Source organism: Sphingomonas yunnanensis (assembly GCF_019898765.1).
Taxonomy (GTDB): Bacteria; Pseudomonadota; Alphaproteobacteria; order Sphingomonadales; family Sphingomonadaceae; genus Sphingomonas; species Sphingomonas yunnanensis.
The window spans coordinates 181,368-197,930 of the sequence record NZ_JAIOKB010000001.1; the positions used below are offsets into that span (position 1 = coordinate 181,368).

Sequence of the window (16,563 nt, forward strand, 5' to 3'; positions counted from 1 at the left end):
CGTGCTGGTCAAGCGCGCGCCATTGGCTGTGGCCTGCGGGGAGATGCTCGATCGGCTCCGATCCAGCGTCATCCTGAACTTGTTTCAGGATCGACCGAACCATGTTCGCCACGGCCGCTGAGATGGTCGCAGCGTGGATCCTGAAACAAGTTCAGGATGACGGGAGGTGGATGGTGCGAGCAACACATTCAGTGCATCACCGCACCTCGCTCTGCATGAAGAACCACCTACCACCAATCCATACCGAGGTGACCTGATGTCGCGCCCGCTCGCCGTCGCCCTGCTGCTCGCGTCCGGCGTCACCTCGCCGCTGCCGGCGCTCGCCCAGTCGACCCCCACCATCGCTGCTCCCGGTGACTCCGCCGAGGACACCAAGCTCAAGGCGCTGTTCGCCGCCAGCGACGAGGCGTCGCTCCAGCGCAACCCGGTCAACGCGCTGTTCCGCGGCGACCTGCGCTACGCCGACCGGCTCGGTGACCCTTTCTCCGACTCCTATCTCGCGGCCGAGCGCGCCGCGGCGCAGAGCGACCTCACCGCGCTGAGCAGGATCGACCGCGCCAAGCTGACCCGCACCGACCAGATCGCCTACGACGTCTTTCGGCAGCAGAGCTCGGTCACCCTGCGCGGCCTCGCGCCCGACCTGGTCGCGCTCAACATCGTCCGCCCGCTCGACCATTTCTACGGGCTGCAGACCTTCTACCCCGAGCTGGCCTCCGGGCAGGGCGCGGCGCCGTTCAACACCGTCGCGGATTACGACAACAACCTGAAGCGCAACGCGCGCTACGCCGAGCTGCTCGACCAGGCGATCGCGCGCTTCCGCGAGGGCATGCGCGCGCGCATCGTCCAGCCCAAGCTGGTGGTGCGCAACATGATCGCGCAGTTCGACCATCTGCTCGAGGGCGGGGCGGAGGGTTCGCCGCTGTACGGGCCGGTGAAGGCCTTCCCCGCGGCGATCCCGGCGGTGGATCAGGCGCGCCTCCGCGCCGCCTACACGCGCCAGATCACCGATGTGGTCAATCCCGCGCAGCGCCGCATGCGCGACTTCCTCGAGCAGGAGTATCTGCCGGTAGCGCGCGACAGCGTCGGCCTCTCGGCGATGCCGGGCGGTGACAAGCTCTACGCCTATCTCATCGAGGCGAACACGACGCTGCCGCTCTCCGCCGACGCGGTCCACCGGCTCGGCTTGAGCGAGGTGGCGCGGATCACGCGCGAGATGGAGGCGCAGAAGACCAAGGTCGGCTTCACCGGCTCGCTCGCGGACTTTTTCACCTTCCTGCGCGAGGACAAAAGCTTCCAACCCTCGTCTAAGGAGCAGCTGCGGCTCGGCTACGAGGCGATCGGGCGCCGGATCGACTCGCGCGTGCGCGAGCAATTCTCGCTGATTCCGAGGACGGCGCTCGAAATCCGGCCAGTACCCGCGTTCAAGGAGAAGACCGACGCTGGCGGCTCCTATCAGTCGGGCACGCCCGATGGGACGCGGCCGGGCGTGTTCTACTACAACACCTATGATCTCCCCGTCCGCTACATGTGGGAGATGGAGACGCTGTACCTGCACGAGGCGGTGCCGGGGCATCATTTCCAGATCAGTCTGGCGCAGGAGAATGAGGCGCTGCCGGCGTTCATGCGCTTCGGCGGCAACACCGCCTATGTCGAGGGTTGGGCGCTCTATGCCGAGACGCTATGGCCCGAACTAGGGATGGAGACCGATCCCTATCAGCGCATGGGCGGGCTCAACGACGAGATGCTGCGCGCGATGCGGCTGGTGGTGGATACGGGCATCCACACCAAGGGTTGGACGCGCGATCAGGCGATCGATTACATGCTCTCGCACTCGCCGATGGCGCGCACCGACGCGACCGCGGAGGTGGAACGCTACATCGCGATCCCGGGGCAGGCGCTGGCCTACAAGATCGGGCAGCTGACGATCTCACGGCTCAAGGCGGACGCCAGGGCGAAACTCGGCGAGCGCTTCGACGCGCGCGCCTTCCACGCGCAGGTCCTCGACACCGGCGCGCTGCCGATGCCGGTGCTGGAGGCAAAGATCGGCGACTGGGTGAGAGGCGGGGGAAGGTAGGGGCGGGCGGCGTTCGGTCGCCGCTTCTGTCATGCCGGACATGATCCGGCATCCATCTCGCCGCGCGCACCAGTGCCGATGCGTGCGCGGGCCCATGGATCCCGGCCCACGGCCGGGATGACGGCCGTGGCGAGCTGGACGTCGTGCGCCCCCCGTTGTCCCACGCCGCGCGAGCCCCTAGATCGCCCGTGATGAACGGCAGTTACGGCCCACCCGATCGCTTCAACGAGGAGCAGGCCACCTTCACGATCCGCGGCAGCGACGCTCCCGACCTCAAGGCGGGCGAGGCGGCGATCCGCAACGTGCTCAAGACGCTGCCGCTCAAGCCCGGCGTCTACCGCATGCACGACGCCAAGGGTGACGTGCTCTACGTCGGCAAGGCGCGCGCGCTGAAGAACCGCGTCGCCAATTACGTCCAGGTCGAGCGGCTGCCCAAGCGGCTCCAGCGCATGGTGTCGCAGACGCGGTCGATGACGATCGTGACGACCAACAACGAGGCCGAGGCGTTGCTGCTCGAGGCGCAGCTGATCAAGCGCTACCGGCCCGCGTACAACGTGCTGCTGCGCGACGACAAGAGCTTCCCCTTCATCCTGCTGCGCGCCGACCATGACTACCCGCGCATCCAGAAGCATCGCGGTGCGCGGCGCGCCAAGGGTGATTATTACGGCCCCTTCGCCAGCGCCGGCAGCGTCAACAACACGCTCAACGCGCTGCAGAAGCTGTTCCTGCTACGGAGCTGCACCGATGGCTTCTTCAAGACGCGCGACCGGCCGTGCCTGCTGTACCAGATCAAGCGGTGCTCGGCGCCGTGCGTCGGCCGCATCGACCCCGCCGGCTATGCCGATCTCGTCGGCGACGCCAAGAAGTTCCTCGCCGGCAAGGCCACCGACGTCCAGGCCAAGCTCGGCGCGCAGATGGAGGCGGCGGCGGCGAACATGGACTTCGAGCTCGCCGCGGTGCTGCGCGACCGGCTCAAGGCGTTGACGTTCATCCAGGGCACGCAGTTCATCAATGCGGAGGGCGTGGGCGACGCGGACATCTTCGCGCTCGCCTGCCACGAGGGGCTGATCGGGATCGAGGCTTTCTTCATCCGCGGCGGCCAGAACTGGGGCCACCGCAGCTTCTTCCCCGCGCACACCGCCGACGTGCCCGAGGACGAAGTGCTCACCCAGTTCATGGTGCAATTCTACGAGGAGGTGCCGCCCGCGCGCACCATCCTGATCGACCGCGTGCTGCCGGAGGCCGAGCTGCTGACCCAGGCGCTGGGCGAGCAGGCCGGGCGCAAGGTGGAGCTGACCGTGCCGCAACGCGGCGTGCGCAAGCGGCTGCTCGACCAGGCCAGCCGCAATGCCAAGGAGGCGCTGGAACGACGCCTGGCCGAGAGCACGACACAGGCGCGGCTGCATCGCGAGCTGGCGGAGCTGTTCGAATTGGGCGATCCGCCCGACCGGATCGAGGTCTATGACAACAGCCACATCCAGGGCACCAACGCGCTCGGCGCGATGGTCGTCGCGGGACCGGAAGGATTCCGCAAGGGCCAGTACCGCAAGTTCAACATCAAGCAGGCCGCGACCGACGACGATTACGCGATGATGCGTGAGGTGCTCCAGCGCCGCTTCGCGCGCGCGCTGGAGGAGGACCCGGATCGCGACGGCGAAGCCTGGCCCGACCTGGTGCTGCTCGACGGCGGCCGCGGCCAGCTCAACGCCGCCAAGGCGGTGCTGGAGACTCTCGGGATCGAGGACGTGTGCCTCGTCGGCGTCGCCAAGGGGCCGCATCACGGCCGCGAGGGACGCGAGGTGTTTCATCTGATGGACGGGCGCGAGCTGACGCTGCCGGTCAACTCGCCCTTGCTCTTCTACCTCCAACGGCTGCGCGACGAGGTGCACCGCTTCGCCATCGGCGCACACCGCGCCAAGCGCGCGAAGGCGATCGGCGCGAGTCCGCTCGACGAGGTTCCCGGCATCGGCCCGGCGCGCAAGAAGGCGCTGCTGATGCATTTCGGCACCGGTCGCGCGGTGCGCAACGCCAGCCTGGAGGATCTCCGCAAGGCGCCCGGAGTGAGCGCGGCGGTGGCGCAGCAGGTCTACGACTTCTATCACGCGCGCTGAGGCCGGCAGCTCACTCGAAGCGCGGGGGGATATCGTCCGAGAGCAGCCGGCATGATCGACCAAGTCGGGCGCCGCTGCGCAGCCTACTCCGTGTAGGCTATGCGTTTGGGCAAGACGTTATTGATCCCCACGACGCGCATGTTCACCCGCTGTAGCCGCGCCGCCTCGCGTTCGGCCGACCGCGCGATCTCGACGATCAGCTGGTTGATCTCGCCCGCGCGCACAATGATCCGTTGGAGCGGCGCGGTGACATCGACATCCGTTGCCACCTCGCGGTGCAGCCGGGAGCGGCGTGATGGTGCCGTCCAGGTCATCGATCTGCCAGTCCGAGCCGTCGATCGGCCCGCCGAGACGGAAATGCGCGATCACCGCGTCGGCTTTGATCGCCCCGGACAGGAGCACGGCCACGGCCAGCGCCGTGCCGATCTGACACTTGCGTTTGACCTGCATCCGCGCGCTCCGGCTAACGCGCGTTTGGACCAGAGTGCGCTCTCTTCGCACAAGCCGGTGTCGAGACGGTGTCGCCGCGCTGAGTAGAATGCGAGAGCGCGGCAGTCACTGGCGCTAGTCAATTCGGATCGGCTCGTCATTCGATCCGCGATGGGCGCACGCGTGCGCGCGATCTCGCCGCACCGGGTCGTCCGGGTAAGCGAGGCAACCTCACACGCGCCCGGTGCGGGCGGCCGACTTCGTGGTTATGGTCGAATCATGCACCTCGCCGCCGACGCCTTGGTCCTCTCCGCCCGCGCGCACGGCGAGCACGGCGCGGTGGTGCGCGGCTTCACCCGCGACGACGGGGTGCGTCCGGGCTTCGTCCGCGGCGGTCACTCGCGCCGCCTGCGTCCCTCGCTCCAGCCCGGCAATATCGTGCGCGGCGACTGGCGCGCGCGCAGTGACGAGCAGCTCGCCGCGCTCACCGTCGAGCTGGTGCATAGCCGCGCGCCGCTCTTCGCCCAGCCGCTGCCTGCCGCCGCGATCGAGTGGCTGTGCGCGCTCACGGCCGGCGCCCTGCCCGAGGCGCAGCCCTATCCGCGGCTGCACGACGCGCTCGCCGCGGTGTTCGACGCGATCGAGGCGGCTCCGAGCGCGCAGGGCTGGGCGGGCAGCGTCGCTCGCTACGAGCTGCTGCTGCTGGCCGAACTCGGCTTCGGACTCGATCTGAGCGCCTGTACCGTCACCGGCGCGCGGGACGAGCTCGCCTATGTCAGCCCGCGCAGCGGCGCCGCGGTGAGTCGCGCGGGCGCGCTCGGCTATGAGACGCGCTTGCTCGCGCTGCCGCCCTTCCTGCTGTCGGGCGGTGCGGCGACATGGGACGAGGTGTTCGCCGCGCTGGCGCTCACCGTGCATTTCCTCGCGCGCGACGTGCTGGTCGACCGCCGCCGCGACCTGCTCGCCGCGCGGGAGCGGCTGGTGGCGCGGCTCGCGCGGGCGGTTGCGTGAGCGCGCGCGCCGCGCCATGCGGTGCGGCATGACCGACTCCACCCTGATCGCGATCCTGCCCGGCGACGGCATCGGCCCCGAAGTGACGCGCGAGGCGCGCCGCGTGCTCGAGGCGCTCGACCTCGGCCTCGCCTTCGAGGAGGCGCCCGTGGGCGGCGCCGCCTATCGTGGCAGCGGCCACCCGCTGCCGCCCGAGACGCTGGCGCTGGCCGATCGCGCCGCGGCGGTGCTGTTCGGCGCGGTGGGCGATCCGGCGTTCGACTCGCTCGAGCGCGCGCTGCGGCCCGAGCAGGCGATCCTCGGCATCCGCAAGCATCTCGGCACCTTCGCCAATCTCCGCCCGGCGCGGATCTTCCCCGGCCTGGAGGATGCCTCGACGCTCAAGCCCGAGGTGGCGCGAGCGATCGACCTGGTGATCGTGCGCGAGCTCAACGGCGACGTCTATTTCGGCGCCAAGGGACGCGGCACGACGCCGGAGGGCAGGCGCGAGGGGCATGACCTGATGCGCTACGACGAGGACGAGGTGCGCCGTATCGCGCGCGTCGGCTTCGAGACGGCAGCGAGGCGGCGCGGCAAGCTCTGCTCGATCGACAAGGCCAACGTGCTCGAGACCTCGCAGCTGTGGCGCGACGTGGTGATCGAGGTGGCCGCGGACTATCCGCAGGTCGAGCTGACGCACATGTACGTCGACAATGCGGCGATGCAGCTGGTGCGCGAGCCGGGCGCGTTCGACACGATCGTGACGGGCAATCTGTTCGGCGACATCCTCTCCGATCAGGCGAGCATGTGCGTCGGCTCGATCGGCATGCTGCCCTCGGCCGCGCTGGATGGCGCGGGCAAGGGATTGTACGAGCCGATCCACGGCTCCGCCCCCGATATCGCGGGGCAGGGCAAGGCCAATCCCTGCGCCGCGATCCTGTCGGCGGCGATGCTGCTGCGTCACTCGCTCGGGCAGGACGCGGCGGCGGATCGTGTCGAGGCCGCGGTCGCCGCGGCGCTGACGCGCGGGCTGCGTACGCCCGACATGGGCGGCGACGCGACCACGGTGGCGATGGGAGACGCGGTGCTGGCGGCCCTGTGAGGGTGGGGGTTCAAGGCTGTTATCTCGCGCTTACCCTTCTACTGGCGTCATCCTGAACTCGTTTCAGGATCCACCTTGCCGCCGTGTCCGCGGCGGCGGCGCCTGCGGCACAGTGGATCCTGAGACAAGCTCAGGATGACGCGAGGTGAGAGAACCCCGCGCCAGCCACGCTAACCTCTCACACCCAGCTGGCGAACCAGGTCCAGCGGTGGAATGCGGCGGCGTGTGCGAGCGGCGCGGCGGTGAGCACCGGCAGGAAGTAGAGCGTCAGCGCGAGCGCCAGCAGCAGGTACGCCTCGTCCCACCATCCCAGCCGCTCGCGCCAATGGTCGAGCGCCACCGCCAACGCGACGCTGAGGAAGACGCTCGCCGGATAGTAATAGTAATAGAAGCCCAGCGACTTGGGGATCACCGCGAAGATGCCGACCGCGAAGGTCCACAGCACCGCGGGCGCGAGCAGCCGCGCCGAGCCTATTTTAACCCATCCCCAGTAGCAGGCCGCCACTGCGGCCAACCCGCCCCACATTACCGCCGGGTTGCCGAGCAGCAGGATGCCGCGCTGCGCGCCGTCGACCGGCTCGTACAGGTACCAGATCGGGCGAATCAGCAGCGGCCAGGTCCACCAGCTCGACTGATAGGTGTGATGCGGCAGCGTCTGTGTCTGCCGCAGGTACATGTCCCATTGGAACGGCAGCAGCCGCGCGAGCGTCATCGGCTCGCTCGCGTAGGAGAAGGCGGGCAGGAAGGTGAGGAAGTACACCGTCACCGAGACGCCGCCCAGCAGCGCCAGCGCGCGCACCGCGCCGAGGCCCGGCCAGCGCCCTGGCCGCTCGCGCTTCATCAGCACGAAGGTCACCGCAGCGGCCGCCACGTAGGGCGCAGCGACCCATTTGCACGCGGTGGCCAGCCCAAGCAGCGCCGCGCCCGCCGTCCAGCGCGCGGCGCTGCCGTCGCGCATCGCGGCGGAGAGCAGGACGATCCCCCACAGCAGGAAGGCGAGCAGGAACGTGTCCAGCATCGCGATCCGCGCCTGGACATAGACCGTGAAGCCCAGCACCGAGAGGAGCGCGCCGGTGAGCGCGGCGCGGGTACGCCCGGTGAGCAGCCAGGTCAGCGCGAATACCCCCGCGACGGTCGCGCTCCCCGCGAACGTCGACATGATCCGCCAGCCGAGCGGCGTGTCGCCACACAGCCGCAGTCCCAGCGCGATCAGCTCCTTGGCTAGCAGCGGGTGTTCGATATTGGCCGGCCCGGTGAGGTCCCGCAGCGCGCGCGCCGCGGGAAGATAGTGGACCTCGTCGAACACCGGCTTGTCGGGTATGGCCAAGCGGAACAGGAACAACAGCTCCGACGCGAGCGCGACTGCCAGCGCGAGCAGCCAGGGTCGTGGGGGCGTCTCCGTCTCGTCGCGCGCGGGCATCTTTTCCCCAGTTGTGCTCCTGCGCACGCAGGAGCCCAGGGACGCGAGCGTGGCGGGTTATGACCCTGGGTTCCTGCGTGCGCAGGAACTTGGGCTGCCGTTCCGTTCCTTCCTTGCGGCAGCGCCGGCGCCGCGACAAGCCTATCCGCCGGCTGCCCCTTGTCTCAGCGGCGCGCGGGGGGCAAAGCGTGCCGCCATGAAGCGGCGCAGCGGACAGGACCGGTCGGTCACCCAGCATTGGCGCCCCGCCACCCTCGCGGTGCGCGGCGGCACCGCACGTTCCGAGTTCGGCGAGACCTCGGAAGCGATCTTCCTCACCTCGGGCTATAGCTATGACCGCGCGGAGGACGCCGCGGCGCGCTTCGCCGGCGAGCAGGAGGGGATGACCTATTCCCGCCTGCAGAACCCGACGGTGGAGATGCTGGAGCAGCGGATCGCGCTGCTCGAGGGCGCCGAGGCGTGCCGCACCATGGCGACCGGCATGGCGGCGATGACAGCGGCGCTGCTGTGCCAGCTCCAGCAGGGCGACCATGTCGTCGCCGGTCGCGCCGCTTTCGGATCGTGCCGCTGGCTCGTCGACACCCTGCTGCCGCGCTTCGGCATCCAGACCACGACCGTGGACGCGCGCGACGCGGGCGCATTCGAGGCGGCGGTGCGCCCGAACACCAAGGTCTTCTTCTTCGAGACGCCGGCCAACCCGACGATGGACGTGGTCGACCTGCGCGCCGTGTGCGGCATCGCGCGCGAGCGCGGCATCGTCAGCGTCGTCGACAACGCTTTCGCCACGCCGGCGCTGCAGCGCCCGCTCGAGTTCGGCGCCGATGTGGTCGCTTACTCCGCCACCAAGATGATGGACGGACAGGGGCGCGTGCTCGCCGGCGCGGTGTGCGGCAGCCAGGATTTCGTCACCAACACCCTCCTACCCTTCACGCGCAACACCGGTCCCACGCTGAGTGCCTTCAACGCCTGGGTCGTGCTCAAGGGGCTGGAGACGCTCGACCTGCGCATCCGGCGCCAGTCGGAGAATTCGGTCGCGGTCGGGCAGTTCCTAGAAGGCCGCGTGCCGCGCATGCTCCATCCGGGACTGTCGAGCCACCCGCAGCACGCGCTGGCGATGGCGCAGATGGCGGCGGCGGGGCCGATCTTCGCGTTCGAGGTGGCCGATCGCGCCCAGGCGCACGCGCTGCTCAACGCGCTGGGGCTGATCGACATCTCCAACAATATCGGCGACTCGCGCTCGCTGATGACCCATCCCGCCTCGACCACCCATTACGGCGTCTCGCCCGAGGCGCGCGCCGAGATGGGCGTCACCGAGGGGCTGCTCCGCCTCAACGTCGGGCTCGAGGATCCCCGCGACCTGATCGACGACCTCGACCAGGCGCTGCGACAGGTCGGTCTATGAGCGGCGCGATCGGGATGGAGGCGCTGTTCCCGCTGGCCGCGACGACCGGCACCGTGACGGTGCGCGTGTCGGTCAGCTACCTGCCTGAACAGTCCGAGCCGGCGCGCGGGCGGTGGTTCTGGGCCTATCACATTCGTCTCGAGAATGACGGCGCGGGCGCGGTGCAGCTTCTCACGCGCCACTGGGTGATCACCGACGGCAACGGCGCGCGCCATACCGTGGAGGGCGAGGGCGTCGTCGGCGAGCAGCCGCTGATCGCTCCCGGCGCGAGCTACGACTATGTCTCGGGCTGCCCGCTCGCCACGCCGAGCGGGGCGATGCAAGGTAGCTACCGCATGATCGCCGAGAATGGGCAGCTGTTCGACGTCGCTATCCCGCGCTTCGCGCTGACCGCGCCGGCGGTGGCGGAGTGAAGCGCACCCACCTGCCGCTCAACGGGCTGCGCGTGCTCGACGCCGCGGCGCGCCATCTCTCCTTCACCCGCGCCGCCGACGAGCTGGCGGTGACTCCCGCCGCGGTCGGCCAGCAGATCCGCGCCCTGGAGGATACCTTGGGCGTGGTGCTGTTCCGTCGCACCACCAAGGGGCTGGAGCTGACCCCTGAGGGCGAGGCCGGGCTCGCGCCGCTGCGACAGGGCTTCCTCGAGTTCGAGGAAGCGGTGCGCGCGATGCAGGCGGGTCAGTCGTCCAAGTCGCTGACGATCGCGGCGCCGCGCGACGTGACCGAGAAGTGGCTGCTGCCCCGCCTCGCCGAGATCGCGGCGAGTGACGCCGAGCTGCGCTTCGCGCTCGTCGCCGCGGACGACAACGTCGATTTCACCGAGGCCAACCTCGACCTCGCGATCCGCTGGGGCGAGGGTCCCGGTGCGCTCGAGGGCGAGGCGATCGAGAGCGAGGGACTGGTCACGGTCGAGCGGGCGGGCGGTGGCGCTGCCACGGTAATCCATTGGCCGGGCGCCCCGCAGGGCGAGAGTACGGCGCAGGTGCGCGTCGGTGACGCCGGCCTGGCGATCGACGCCGCCGCCGCGGGGCTGGGTCGCGCCACCGTCCCCGAGCTGCTCGCGACGCGCGACATCGCCGCGGGGCGGCTGGTCACGGTCGGTGAGGCGACGCTGTCGCGGCTCGGTTATTGGCTGATCGCGCCGACCCCGCAGTGGCGCCAGCGCAAGGTGCAGGCGCTGGTCGAGGCGCTCGCCGGGTGACGCCGCGGCTCGCGACCGCGCGGCTGGTGCTCCGCGCGCGCGTGCCCGACGACGCCGAGGCGCTCTTCGCCGCGATGGGCGACGCGGCGGCGATGACCTGGTGGTCGCACGCGCCGGCGGAGTCGGTCGCGGCGCTGCGCGAGCGTTTCATCGCGCGCGACGACGGCGTCTGGCGCAGTTGGGCGATCACGCGCGCGGGCGACGACGTCGCGATCGGCTTCGTCGCGGCGGGTGAGAGGCGCGCCGGCGTGGTCGAGATCGGCTACCTGCTGGTGCCCGCGGCGCAGGGGCGAGGCTATGCGCGCGAGGCGGTCGGCGCCGTGATCGACCGGCTGTTCACTGAGGGCTATCGACGCGTGTTCGCCGACACAGATCCCGACAACGCCGGCTCCAACCGCCTGCTCGAGTCGCTCGGGTTCCGGCGCGAGGGGCTGCTCCGCGCCGAGTGGGAGACGCATATCGGCGTGCGCGACACAATATTGTGGGGGCTGCTGCGCGACGAGTGGCGGGTGGAAAGGCCTTCGAGGCAAGGTCAGCGCCCGGGCTCATTGGGCGGATCTTCATGATGAGGGTCGCGATCTCCCCGACGGCGCCCCGGCGTTCGCCGGGGCGCGATCGCTAGCGCCTCACTCGGGGACGGTATTCTCGTCCGCGATCTTGGCCTCGAACGACTTGCTCGAGTCCGTGCCGTCGGGCTGGTGCGCGCCGCCGTGCTTCGCGCCGGGCTTGCCCTCCGACTTGCCGCCCGCCTTGCCCTCCGGCTTCGGCGCCGGGTGCGGCGGCTGTTTCGGCGTGGAGCCGCGCAGCGACAGCAGCGCAGCGGTCGCCGCCGCACCGATCGCGGCCACGCCGCCCGCGATCGCCGCCGCGCCCCATTTGCCACCGACCTTGTCGGTCGCACGCGATACCGCCTTGCCGGCGCCGCGTGTGCCGCGGGTGGCGCTCTTGCGCGTGTCCGCGGCGGCGCGGGTGGCGCGCTTGCGGGCCGCGCCGGCGGTGCGCGCGACGCTCTTGGTCGCCGCGGTCACCGTCTCGCCGGCCTGCTCGAGCGTCGACGACCCGGGTGCAGCCTTCGCCGCCGCGCGGCGCTTGGGTGCGGGCGTGTCGCTCGCGCTCTTGCGCTTCGTCGCCGGCTTGCTCGCCGCGCTCGCGCTGGTCTTGCGCGGCGCGCGGCGGCGCGGCGTCGCCGGCTTGGACGGTGCCGGCGCGGAGGTCGGCGTATCGCTGCTGTCGTCGGCCATCATCTGCTCCCTGGCGAAATGGTACGGCCGCGTAACGCGCGGCCGCCGCTTCGTTTCCCAGGCACTCGCGGGCACTTAGCGGAACGGCGGCTCGTTGAAGGCGCGCAGCTTGCGACTGTGCAGCTTGGCCCCCTCGCGACGCAGTTCCTCGCAGGTCTCGATTCCGATCCGCATATGCTCGCTGATCGCGCGCTCGTAGAAGCGGTTGGCCTGCCCCGGCAGCTTGAGCTCGCCGTGCAGCGGCTTGTCCGACACGCACAGCAAGGTGCCGTAGGGCACGCGGAAGCGATAGCCCTGCGCGGCGATCGTGGCCGACTCCATGTCGATCGCGACCGCGCGGCTGAGCGAGAAGCGCAGTGCCGAGCGCGCATAGCGCAACTCCCAGTTGCGATCGTCAGTGGTGACGATCGTGCCCGTTCGCAGCCGCCGCTTGAGCGCGTCGCCCGTCTGCCCGCTGACCGTCTCGGCCGCGCGCGCGAGTGCCTGCTGCACTTCGGCGATGGCGGGCACGGGGATCTCGGGCGGCAGCATGTCGTCGAGCACGTGATCGTCGCGCAGGTAAGCGTGCGCGAGCACATAGTCGCCGATCCGCTGCGAGGGGCGCAGCCCGCCGCAATGGCCGATCATCACCCAGGCCTCTGGCCGCATCACCGCGAGATGATCGCAGATCGTCTTGGCGTTGGATGGGCCGACGCCGATGTTGACGAGCGTGATGCCGGTGCGATCGTCCGCCATCAGGTGGTAGGCCGGCATCTGCAGCCGCCGCCACGCGCTGTCGTCGAGTAGCGCCGGGTCATCGCCGGCCTGGAACAGCACGCCGCCCGGCCCCGAGAGCGCGGTGAAGCGGCTGTCGCCGCCGACCTGGCTCGCGCCCCAGCGCACGAACTCGTCGACGTAGCGGTGATAGTTGGTGAACAGCACGTAGCGCTGGACGTGCTCGGGCGGTGTGCCGGTGTAATGCCGGAGCCGCGCCAGGCTGAAGTCGGTGCGCAACCCGTCGAACAGCGCGAGCGGGCGCGTGCCGTCGATCGAGGCCCAGAGGCCGTCGGCGATCTCGTCGCCGATATAGGCGAGCTCGGTGGTCGGGAACCAGCGCGCCAGCTCGGCGGCGGAGACGGTGTCGAGGCTCAGCGCGTGGCCGGCGTCGATCACATAGGGGAAGGGGATCTCCTGCGTCCCGGCCACGGCGCTGACGGTGACGTCATAATCTTCGATCAGGAGGGTCAGCTGCTCGCTGAGGTAATCGGCGAAGACCGCTGGCTTGGTGACGCTGATGCGGTATTCGCCGGGGCTGACCAGCCGGCCGAAGGAGCGAAGCGGCGTGGGACGATCGTCGCCGCCGGCGAAGCGGAGCCGTATCTCGGGATAGGCGAAGGAGCCGTCGCGCCGCGTCTCGGCGGCGGGCGGCGTGCCCTCCGCGATATAGAGGGAGATCGCCGCCTTGAGCCGGTCGACCGACGCGGTGTAGAGCCGGTCGAGTTCCCGTACGATGTCGTTCGCTGTCATTCCCGACGGTTACATTTGCGGTGTGACCGCGGCAAGTCGCGCAATCCACCGGCGTGGCGGGGAGTGATGAGGACACCGTTCCCACGCGGAGATCATCGCGACCATCCGTCATCCCGGGCTTGACCCGGGATCCATGGTGCCGCGACAGCCGCTCGAGTTGCTCTCGCGGACGATTGGATTCCGGCTCACGGCCGGGATGACGATAGTGGAGCGCGCGATCCCATCAGGCGACGACCCCGCCATGCGGAAAGGTATCGAGTCTTACAGCAGCGTCAGCACATGCTCCGCCGAACTCACCCGGAACTCGCCCGGCGCCTCGACCTCGAGCGCCTCGACCACGCCGTCGTTGACCACCATGGCATAGCGCTGGCTGCGCTTGCCCATGCCGTACCTGCTGCCGTCCATCTCGAGCCCGAGCGCGCTCGCGAAGTCGCCGTTGCCGTCGGCCAGCATCGTCACGCCCTCGGCGTCGTTCTGCTTCGCCCAGGCGGCGAGAACGAAGGCGTCGTTGACCGCGGTGCAGGCGATCTCGGCGACGCCCCTGGCGCGCAGTTCCTCCGCCTTGTCGAGGTAACCCGGCAGGTGGCGCGCCGAGCAGGTCGGGGTGAAGGCCCCCGGCACCGCGAACAGCGCGACGCGGCGGCCCTTGAAATAGTCGCCGCTGTCGACAGGCTCGGGTCCGTCGGCGGTGACCTTGGTGAGGCGGACGGAGGGCAGGGTGTCGCCGACGCTGATCGTCATGGGGCAGGTCTCCAGTACGAGGGTGGCTCGGGTGTCGCAGCCGGGGCGGGTGATTTCAAGCTTTGGCAAGCGCGGCCGCAGGCTCTAAGTTCGCTCCGATGGAGCAAGCCAATTACCTCACCGGGCAGTTCCTGCTCGCCATGCCCGGGATCGGTGACCCGCGCTTCGAGCATTCGGTGATCGCGATCTGCAGCCACGACGAGAGCGGCGCGCTCGGTGTCGGCGTCGGGGCCGTGGTCAACGGGCTCGGCCTGCACGACGTGCTCGAACAACTCGAGATTGCGCCCGGCGAAGCGCCCGACGCCCCCGTTCATTTCGGCGGCCCGGTGGAGACACGCCGCGGCTTCGTGCTTCACTCGAGCGACTGGGGCGGCCATGACACGCTCGACGTCGCCGGCCGCTGGGCGCTGTCGGGGACGCTCGACGTGCTGCGCGCGATCGCGGCGGGGAACGGCCCGTCGCGCTGGCTGGTCGCGCTCGGCTACGCCGGATGGGCGCCGGGGCAGCTCGACGCCGAGATGACGCGTCACGGCTGGCTCAACGTCGCCGACTCGCCTGAGATGCTGTTCGACACGCCGGTGGAGCGGCGCTGGACACGCGGCTTCGCTACGGCGGGCGTCGATCCACGGCTGCTGTCCAGCGAGAGCGGGCACAGCTGAGCCGCTCTCGCGGAACGATATAAAGATATCTTTATATTTGATCGGCGGCGCGCCGCGGGTTAAGGCGCGCGGATGCCGACCGGTGCGTGGCGCCTTGGTCGGCCCTATCAGTCTGGAGACAACGCCGTGGCTACCGCCCCAGTGTCTGACCGCACGCTCAACACCAACGATTACGTCATCAAGGATATCGGCCTCGCCGAGTTCGGCCGCGCCGAGATCAAGATCGCCGAGACCGAGATGCCCGGCCTGATGGCGCTGCGCGACGAGTTCGGCGCCGCGCAGCCGCTCAAGGGCGCGCGCATCACCGGCTCGCTGCACATGACGATCCAGACCGCGGTGCTGATCGAGACGCTGACCGCGCTCGGCGCCGACGTACGCTGGGCGACCTGCAACATCTTCTCGACCCAGGACCATGCCGCCGCCGCGATCGCCGCCGCCGGCATCCCGGTGTTCGCGGTGAAGGGCGAGACGCTCGCCGATTACTGGGATTACGTCGGCTCGATCTTCGACTGGGACGACGGCAACGGGCAGACCGCCAACATCATCCTCGACGACGGCGGCGACGCGACGATGTTCGCTCTGTGGGGCGCCAAGCTTGAGGCGGGCCAGAGCTTCGGCGAGCCCGAGAACGAGGAAGAGGTCGAGTTCCAGCGCTCGGTCAAGGCGTTCATCGCCAATAAGCCGGGCTATCTGACCGAGACGGTGAAGAACCTGAAGGGCGTGTCGGAGGAGACCACCACCGGCGTTCACCGCCTGTACGAGATCGCCAAGAAGGGCGAGCTGCCGTTCCCGGCGATCAACGTCAATGACTCGGTGACCAAGTCCAAGTTCGACAATCTGTACGGCTGCAAGGAGTCGCTGGTCGACGCGATCCGCCGCGCCACCGACGTGATGCTGGCCGGCAAGGTCGCCACCGTCGCTGGCTTCGGCGACGTCGGCAAGGGCTCGGCGGCGTCGCTGCGCAACGGCGGCGCGCGCGTCCTCGTCACGGAGATCGACCCGATCTGCGCGCTGCAGGCGGCGATGGAAGGCTATGAGGTCGTGACGATGGAGGAAGCGGTGAAGCGCTCCGACATCTTCGTCACCGCGACGGGCAACGCCGACGTCATCACCGCCGATCACATGAAGGCGATGAAGCCGATGGCGATCGTCTGCAACATCGGCCATTTCGACTCGGAGATCCAGATCGCCGCGCTCTCCAACTACAAGTGGACCGAGGTGAAGCCGGGCACCGACCTGGTCGAGTTCCCAGCCGAGAACGGCGGGGCCGGCAAGCAGATCATCGTGCTCGCCAAGGGGCGCCTCGTGAACCTGGGCTGCGCGACCGGCCACCCGTCGTTCGTGATGTCGGCGTCGTTCACCAACCAGACGCTGGCGCAGATCGAGCTGTGGACCAAGGGCGAGACCTACAAGAACGAGGTCTACGTCCTGCCCAAGCACCTCGACGAGAAGGTCGCGGCGCTGCACCTCGAGAAGCTGGGCGTCCAGCTGTCGCAGCTGAGCGAGAAGCAGGCCAAGTACATCGGCGTGCCCGTCGCCGGACCGTTCAAGCCGGATCATTATCGCTACTGATTGCTGTCGCGATCGCGAGATCAAAGGGGCGGTGCCGCGAGGTGCCGCCCCTTTTCACGTGATCGTGGAAGGGATCAGGCGGCGCGCACCTGCGCAGCATTTCCTCGTCCAGCCG

General features: G+C 69.6%; 15 protein-coding genes. 10 read left to right on the forward strand and 5 right to left on the reverse strand.

Annotated features, from left to right (window positions below):
- Window positions 1-256: 256 nt before the first annotated feature.
- Window positions 257-2,074 carry a DUF885 domain-containing protein gene (locus K7957_RS00820; RefSeq protein ID WP_223010115.1) on the forward strand — a complete coding sequence of 606 codons (1,818 nt, stop codon included), beginning with the start codon at window positions 257-259 and terminating at the stop codon, window positions 2,072-2,074.
- 191 nt (window positions 2,075-2,265) lie between these two features.
- On the forward strand, window positions 2,266-4,185 hold the full coding sequence (uvrC, locus tag K7957_RS00825; RefSeq protein WP_223010116.1) for an excinuclease ABC subunit UvrC: 1,920 nt from the start codon (window positions 2,266-2,268) through the stop codon (window positions 4,183-4,185).
- Between the two features lie 83 nt (window positions 4,186-4,268).
- Here the strand turns inward: uvrC and K7957_RS00830 are convergent, their stop codons facing one another.
- Window positions 4,269-4,499 (reverse strand): hypothetical protein, encoded by a 231-nt coding sequence (locus tag K7957_RS00830; RefSeq protein WP_223010117.1) that lies wholly within the window; start codon window positions 4,497-4,499, stop codon window positions 4,269-4,271.
- 394 nt (window positions 4,500-4,893) lie between these two features.
- Here K7957_RS00830 and recO point away from each other — a divergent pair, with 394 nt between their 5' ends.
- Entirely contained in the window at window positions 4,894-5,625 is a 732-nt protein-coding gene (gene recO / locus K7957_RS00835; protein ID WP_223010118.1) for a DNA repair protein RecO, read from the forward strand.
- A 28-nt stretch (window positions 5,626-5,653) separates the two neighbouring features.
- Entirely contained in the window at window positions 5,654-6,706 is a 1,053-nt protein-coding gene (gene leuB, locus K7957_RS00840) for a 3-isopropylmalate dehydrogenase (RefSeq protein ID WP_246616596.1), read from the forward strand.
- A 178-nt stretch (window positions 6,707-6,884) separates the two neighbouring features.
- Here leuB and K7957_RS00845 read toward each other — a convergent pair whose 3' ends face one another.
- Entirely contained in the window at window positions 6,885-8,126 is a 1,242-nt protein-coding gene (locus K7957_RS00845; RefSeq protein WP_223010120.1) for a glycosyltransferase family 39 protein, read from the reverse strand.
- A 196-nt stretch (window positions 8,127-8,322) separates the two neighbouring features.
- Between K7957_RS00845 and K7957_RS00850 the strand changes: the two genes are divergently transcribed.
- Genes K7957_RS00850 through K7957_RS00865 form a run of 4 tightly spaced genes read left to right on the forward strand, consistent with a single transcriptional unit; the run spans window position 8,323 to window position 11,295 of the window.
- Window positions 8,323-9,528, forward strand: coding sequence for a trans-sulfuration enzyme family protein (locus K7957_RS00850; protein ID WP_223010121.1), 1,206 nt, complete (start codon window positions 8,323-8,325; stop codon window positions 9,526-9,528).
- Window positions 9,529-9,542: 14 nt separating this feature from the next.
- Entirely contained in the window at window positions 9,543-9,941 is a 399-nt protein-coding gene (apaG, locus tag K7957_RS00855) for a Co2+/Mg2+ efflux protein ApaG (RefSeq protein WP_223011055.1), read from the forward strand.
- Window positions 9,938-10,729, forward strand: a complete 792-nt coding sequence (locus tag K7957_RS00860) for a LysR family transcriptional regulator (protein ID WP_223010122.1) — start codon at window positions 9,938-9,940, stop codon at window positions 10,727-10,729. The genes apaG and K7957_RS00860 overlap by 4 nt, the downstream gene beginning before the upstream one ends.
- Window positions 10,726-11,295: a GNAT family N-acetyltransferase gene (locus K7957_RS00865; RefSeq protein ID WP_223010123.1), complete on the forward strand. Its 570-nt coding sequence runs from the start codon at window positions 10,726-10,728 to the stop codon at window positions 11,293-11,295. Before K7957_RS00860 ends, K7957_RS00865 begins: the two co-directional genes overlap by 4 nt.
- Window positions 11,296-11,355: 60 nt before the next feature.
- Here K7957_RS00865 and K7957_RS00870 read toward each other — a convergent pair whose 3' ends face one another.
- The 3 genes from K7957_RS00870 to K7957_RS00880 all read right to left on the reverse strand — a co-directional run bounded on the left by K7957_RS00870 (window position 11,356) and on the right by K7957_RS00880 (window position 14,217).
- Window positions 11,356-11,970 (reverse strand): hypothetical protein, encoded by a 615-nt coding sequence (locus tag K7957_RS00870; protein WP_223010124.1) that lies wholly within the window; start codon window positions 11,968-11,970, stop codon window positions 11,356-11,358.
- A gap of 75 nt (window positions 11,971-12,045) precedes the next feature.
- Window positions 12,046-13,476, reverse strand: coding sequence for an AMP nucleosidase (locus K7957_RS00875; RefSeq protein ID WP_223010125.1), 1,431 nt, complete (start codon window positions 13,474-13,476; stop codon window positions 12,046-12,048).
- Between the two features lie 261 nt (window positions 13,477-13,737).
- Entirely contained in the window at window positions 13,738-14,217 is a 480-nt protein-coding gene (locus K7957_RS00880) for a peroxiredoxin (RefSeq protein ID WP_223010126.1), read from the reverse strand.
- Window positions 14,218-14,315: 98 nt separating this feature from the next.
- On the opposite strand from K7957_RS00880, the gene K7957_RS00885 reads away from it, so the two are divergent.
- Both K7957_RS00885 and ahcY read left to right on the forward strand, forming a co-directional pair.
- Entirely contained in the window at window positions 14,316-14,876 is a 561-nt protein-coding gene (locus K7957_RS00885) for a YqgE/AlgH family protein (protein WP_223010127.1), read from the forward strand.
- 72 nt (window positions 14,877-14,948) lie between these two features.
- Complete coding sequence (gene ahcY / locus K7957_RS00890) at window positions 14,949-16,448, forward strand: adenosylhomocysteinase (RefSeq protein ID WP_246616597.1); 1,500 nt, start codon at window positions 14,949-14,951, stop codon at window positions 16,446-16,448.
- Window positions 16,449-16,563: the final 115 nt, after the last annotated feature.

What these genes read in the sequence shown, in the direction of transcription:
- K7957_RS00820 (WP_223010115.1), top strand. Translation starts at nt 257, where the DNA reads ATGTCGCGCCCGCTCGCCGTCGCCCTGCTGCTCGCGTCCGGCGTCACC.
- uvrC (WP_223010116.1), top strand. Translation starts at nt 2,266, where the DNA reads ATGAACGGCAGTTACGGCCCACCCGATCGCTTCAACGAGGAGCAGGCC.
- K7957_RS00830 (WP_223010117.1), bottom strand. Translation starts at nt 4,499, where the DNA reads ATGACCTGGACGGCACCATCACGCCGCTCCCGGCTGCACCGCGAGGTG.
- recO (WP_223010118.1), top strand. Translation starts at nt 4,894, where the DNA reads ATGCACCTCGCCGCCGACGCCTTGGTCCTCTCCGCCCGCGCGCACGGC.
- leuB (WP_246616596.1), top strand. Translation starts at nt 5,654, where the DNA reads ATGACCGACTCCACCCTGATCGCGATCCTGCCCGGCGACGGCATCGGC.
- K7957_RS00845 (WP_223010120.1), bottom strand. Translation starts at nt 8,126, where the DNA reads ATGCCCGCGCGCGACGAGACGGAGACGCCCCCACGACCCTGGCTGCTC.
- K7957_RS00850 (WP_223010121.1), top strand. Translation starts at nt 8,323, where the DNA reads ATGAAGCGGCGCAGCGGACAGGACCGGTCGGTCACCCAGCATTGGCGC.
- apaG (WP_223011055.1), top strand. Translation starts at nt 9,543, where the DNA reads ATGGAGGCGCTGTTCCCGCTGGCCGCGACGACCGGCACCGTGACGGTG.
- K7957_RS00870 (WP_223010124.1), bottom strand. Translation starts at nt 11,970, where the DNA reads ATGGCCGACGACAGCAGCGATACGCCGACCTCCGCGCCGGCACCGTCC.
- K7957_RS00875 (WP_223010125.1), bottom strand. Translation starts at nt 13,476, where the DNA reads ATGACAGCGAACGACATCGTACGGGAACTCGACCGGCTCTACACCGCG.
- K7957_RS00880 (WP_223010126.1), bottom strand. Translation starts at nt 14,217, where the DNA reads ATGACGATCAGCGTCGGCGACACCCTGCCCTCCGTCCGCCTCACCAAG.
- K7957_RS00885 (WP_223010127.1), top strand. Translation starts at nt 14,316, where the DNA reads ATGGAGCAAGCCAATTACCTCACCGGGCAGTTCCTGCTCGCCATGCCC.
- ahcY (WP_246616597.1), top strand. Translation starts at nt 14,949, where the DNA reads ATGCCGACCGGTGCGTGGCGCCTTGGTCGGCCCTATCAGTCTGGAGAC.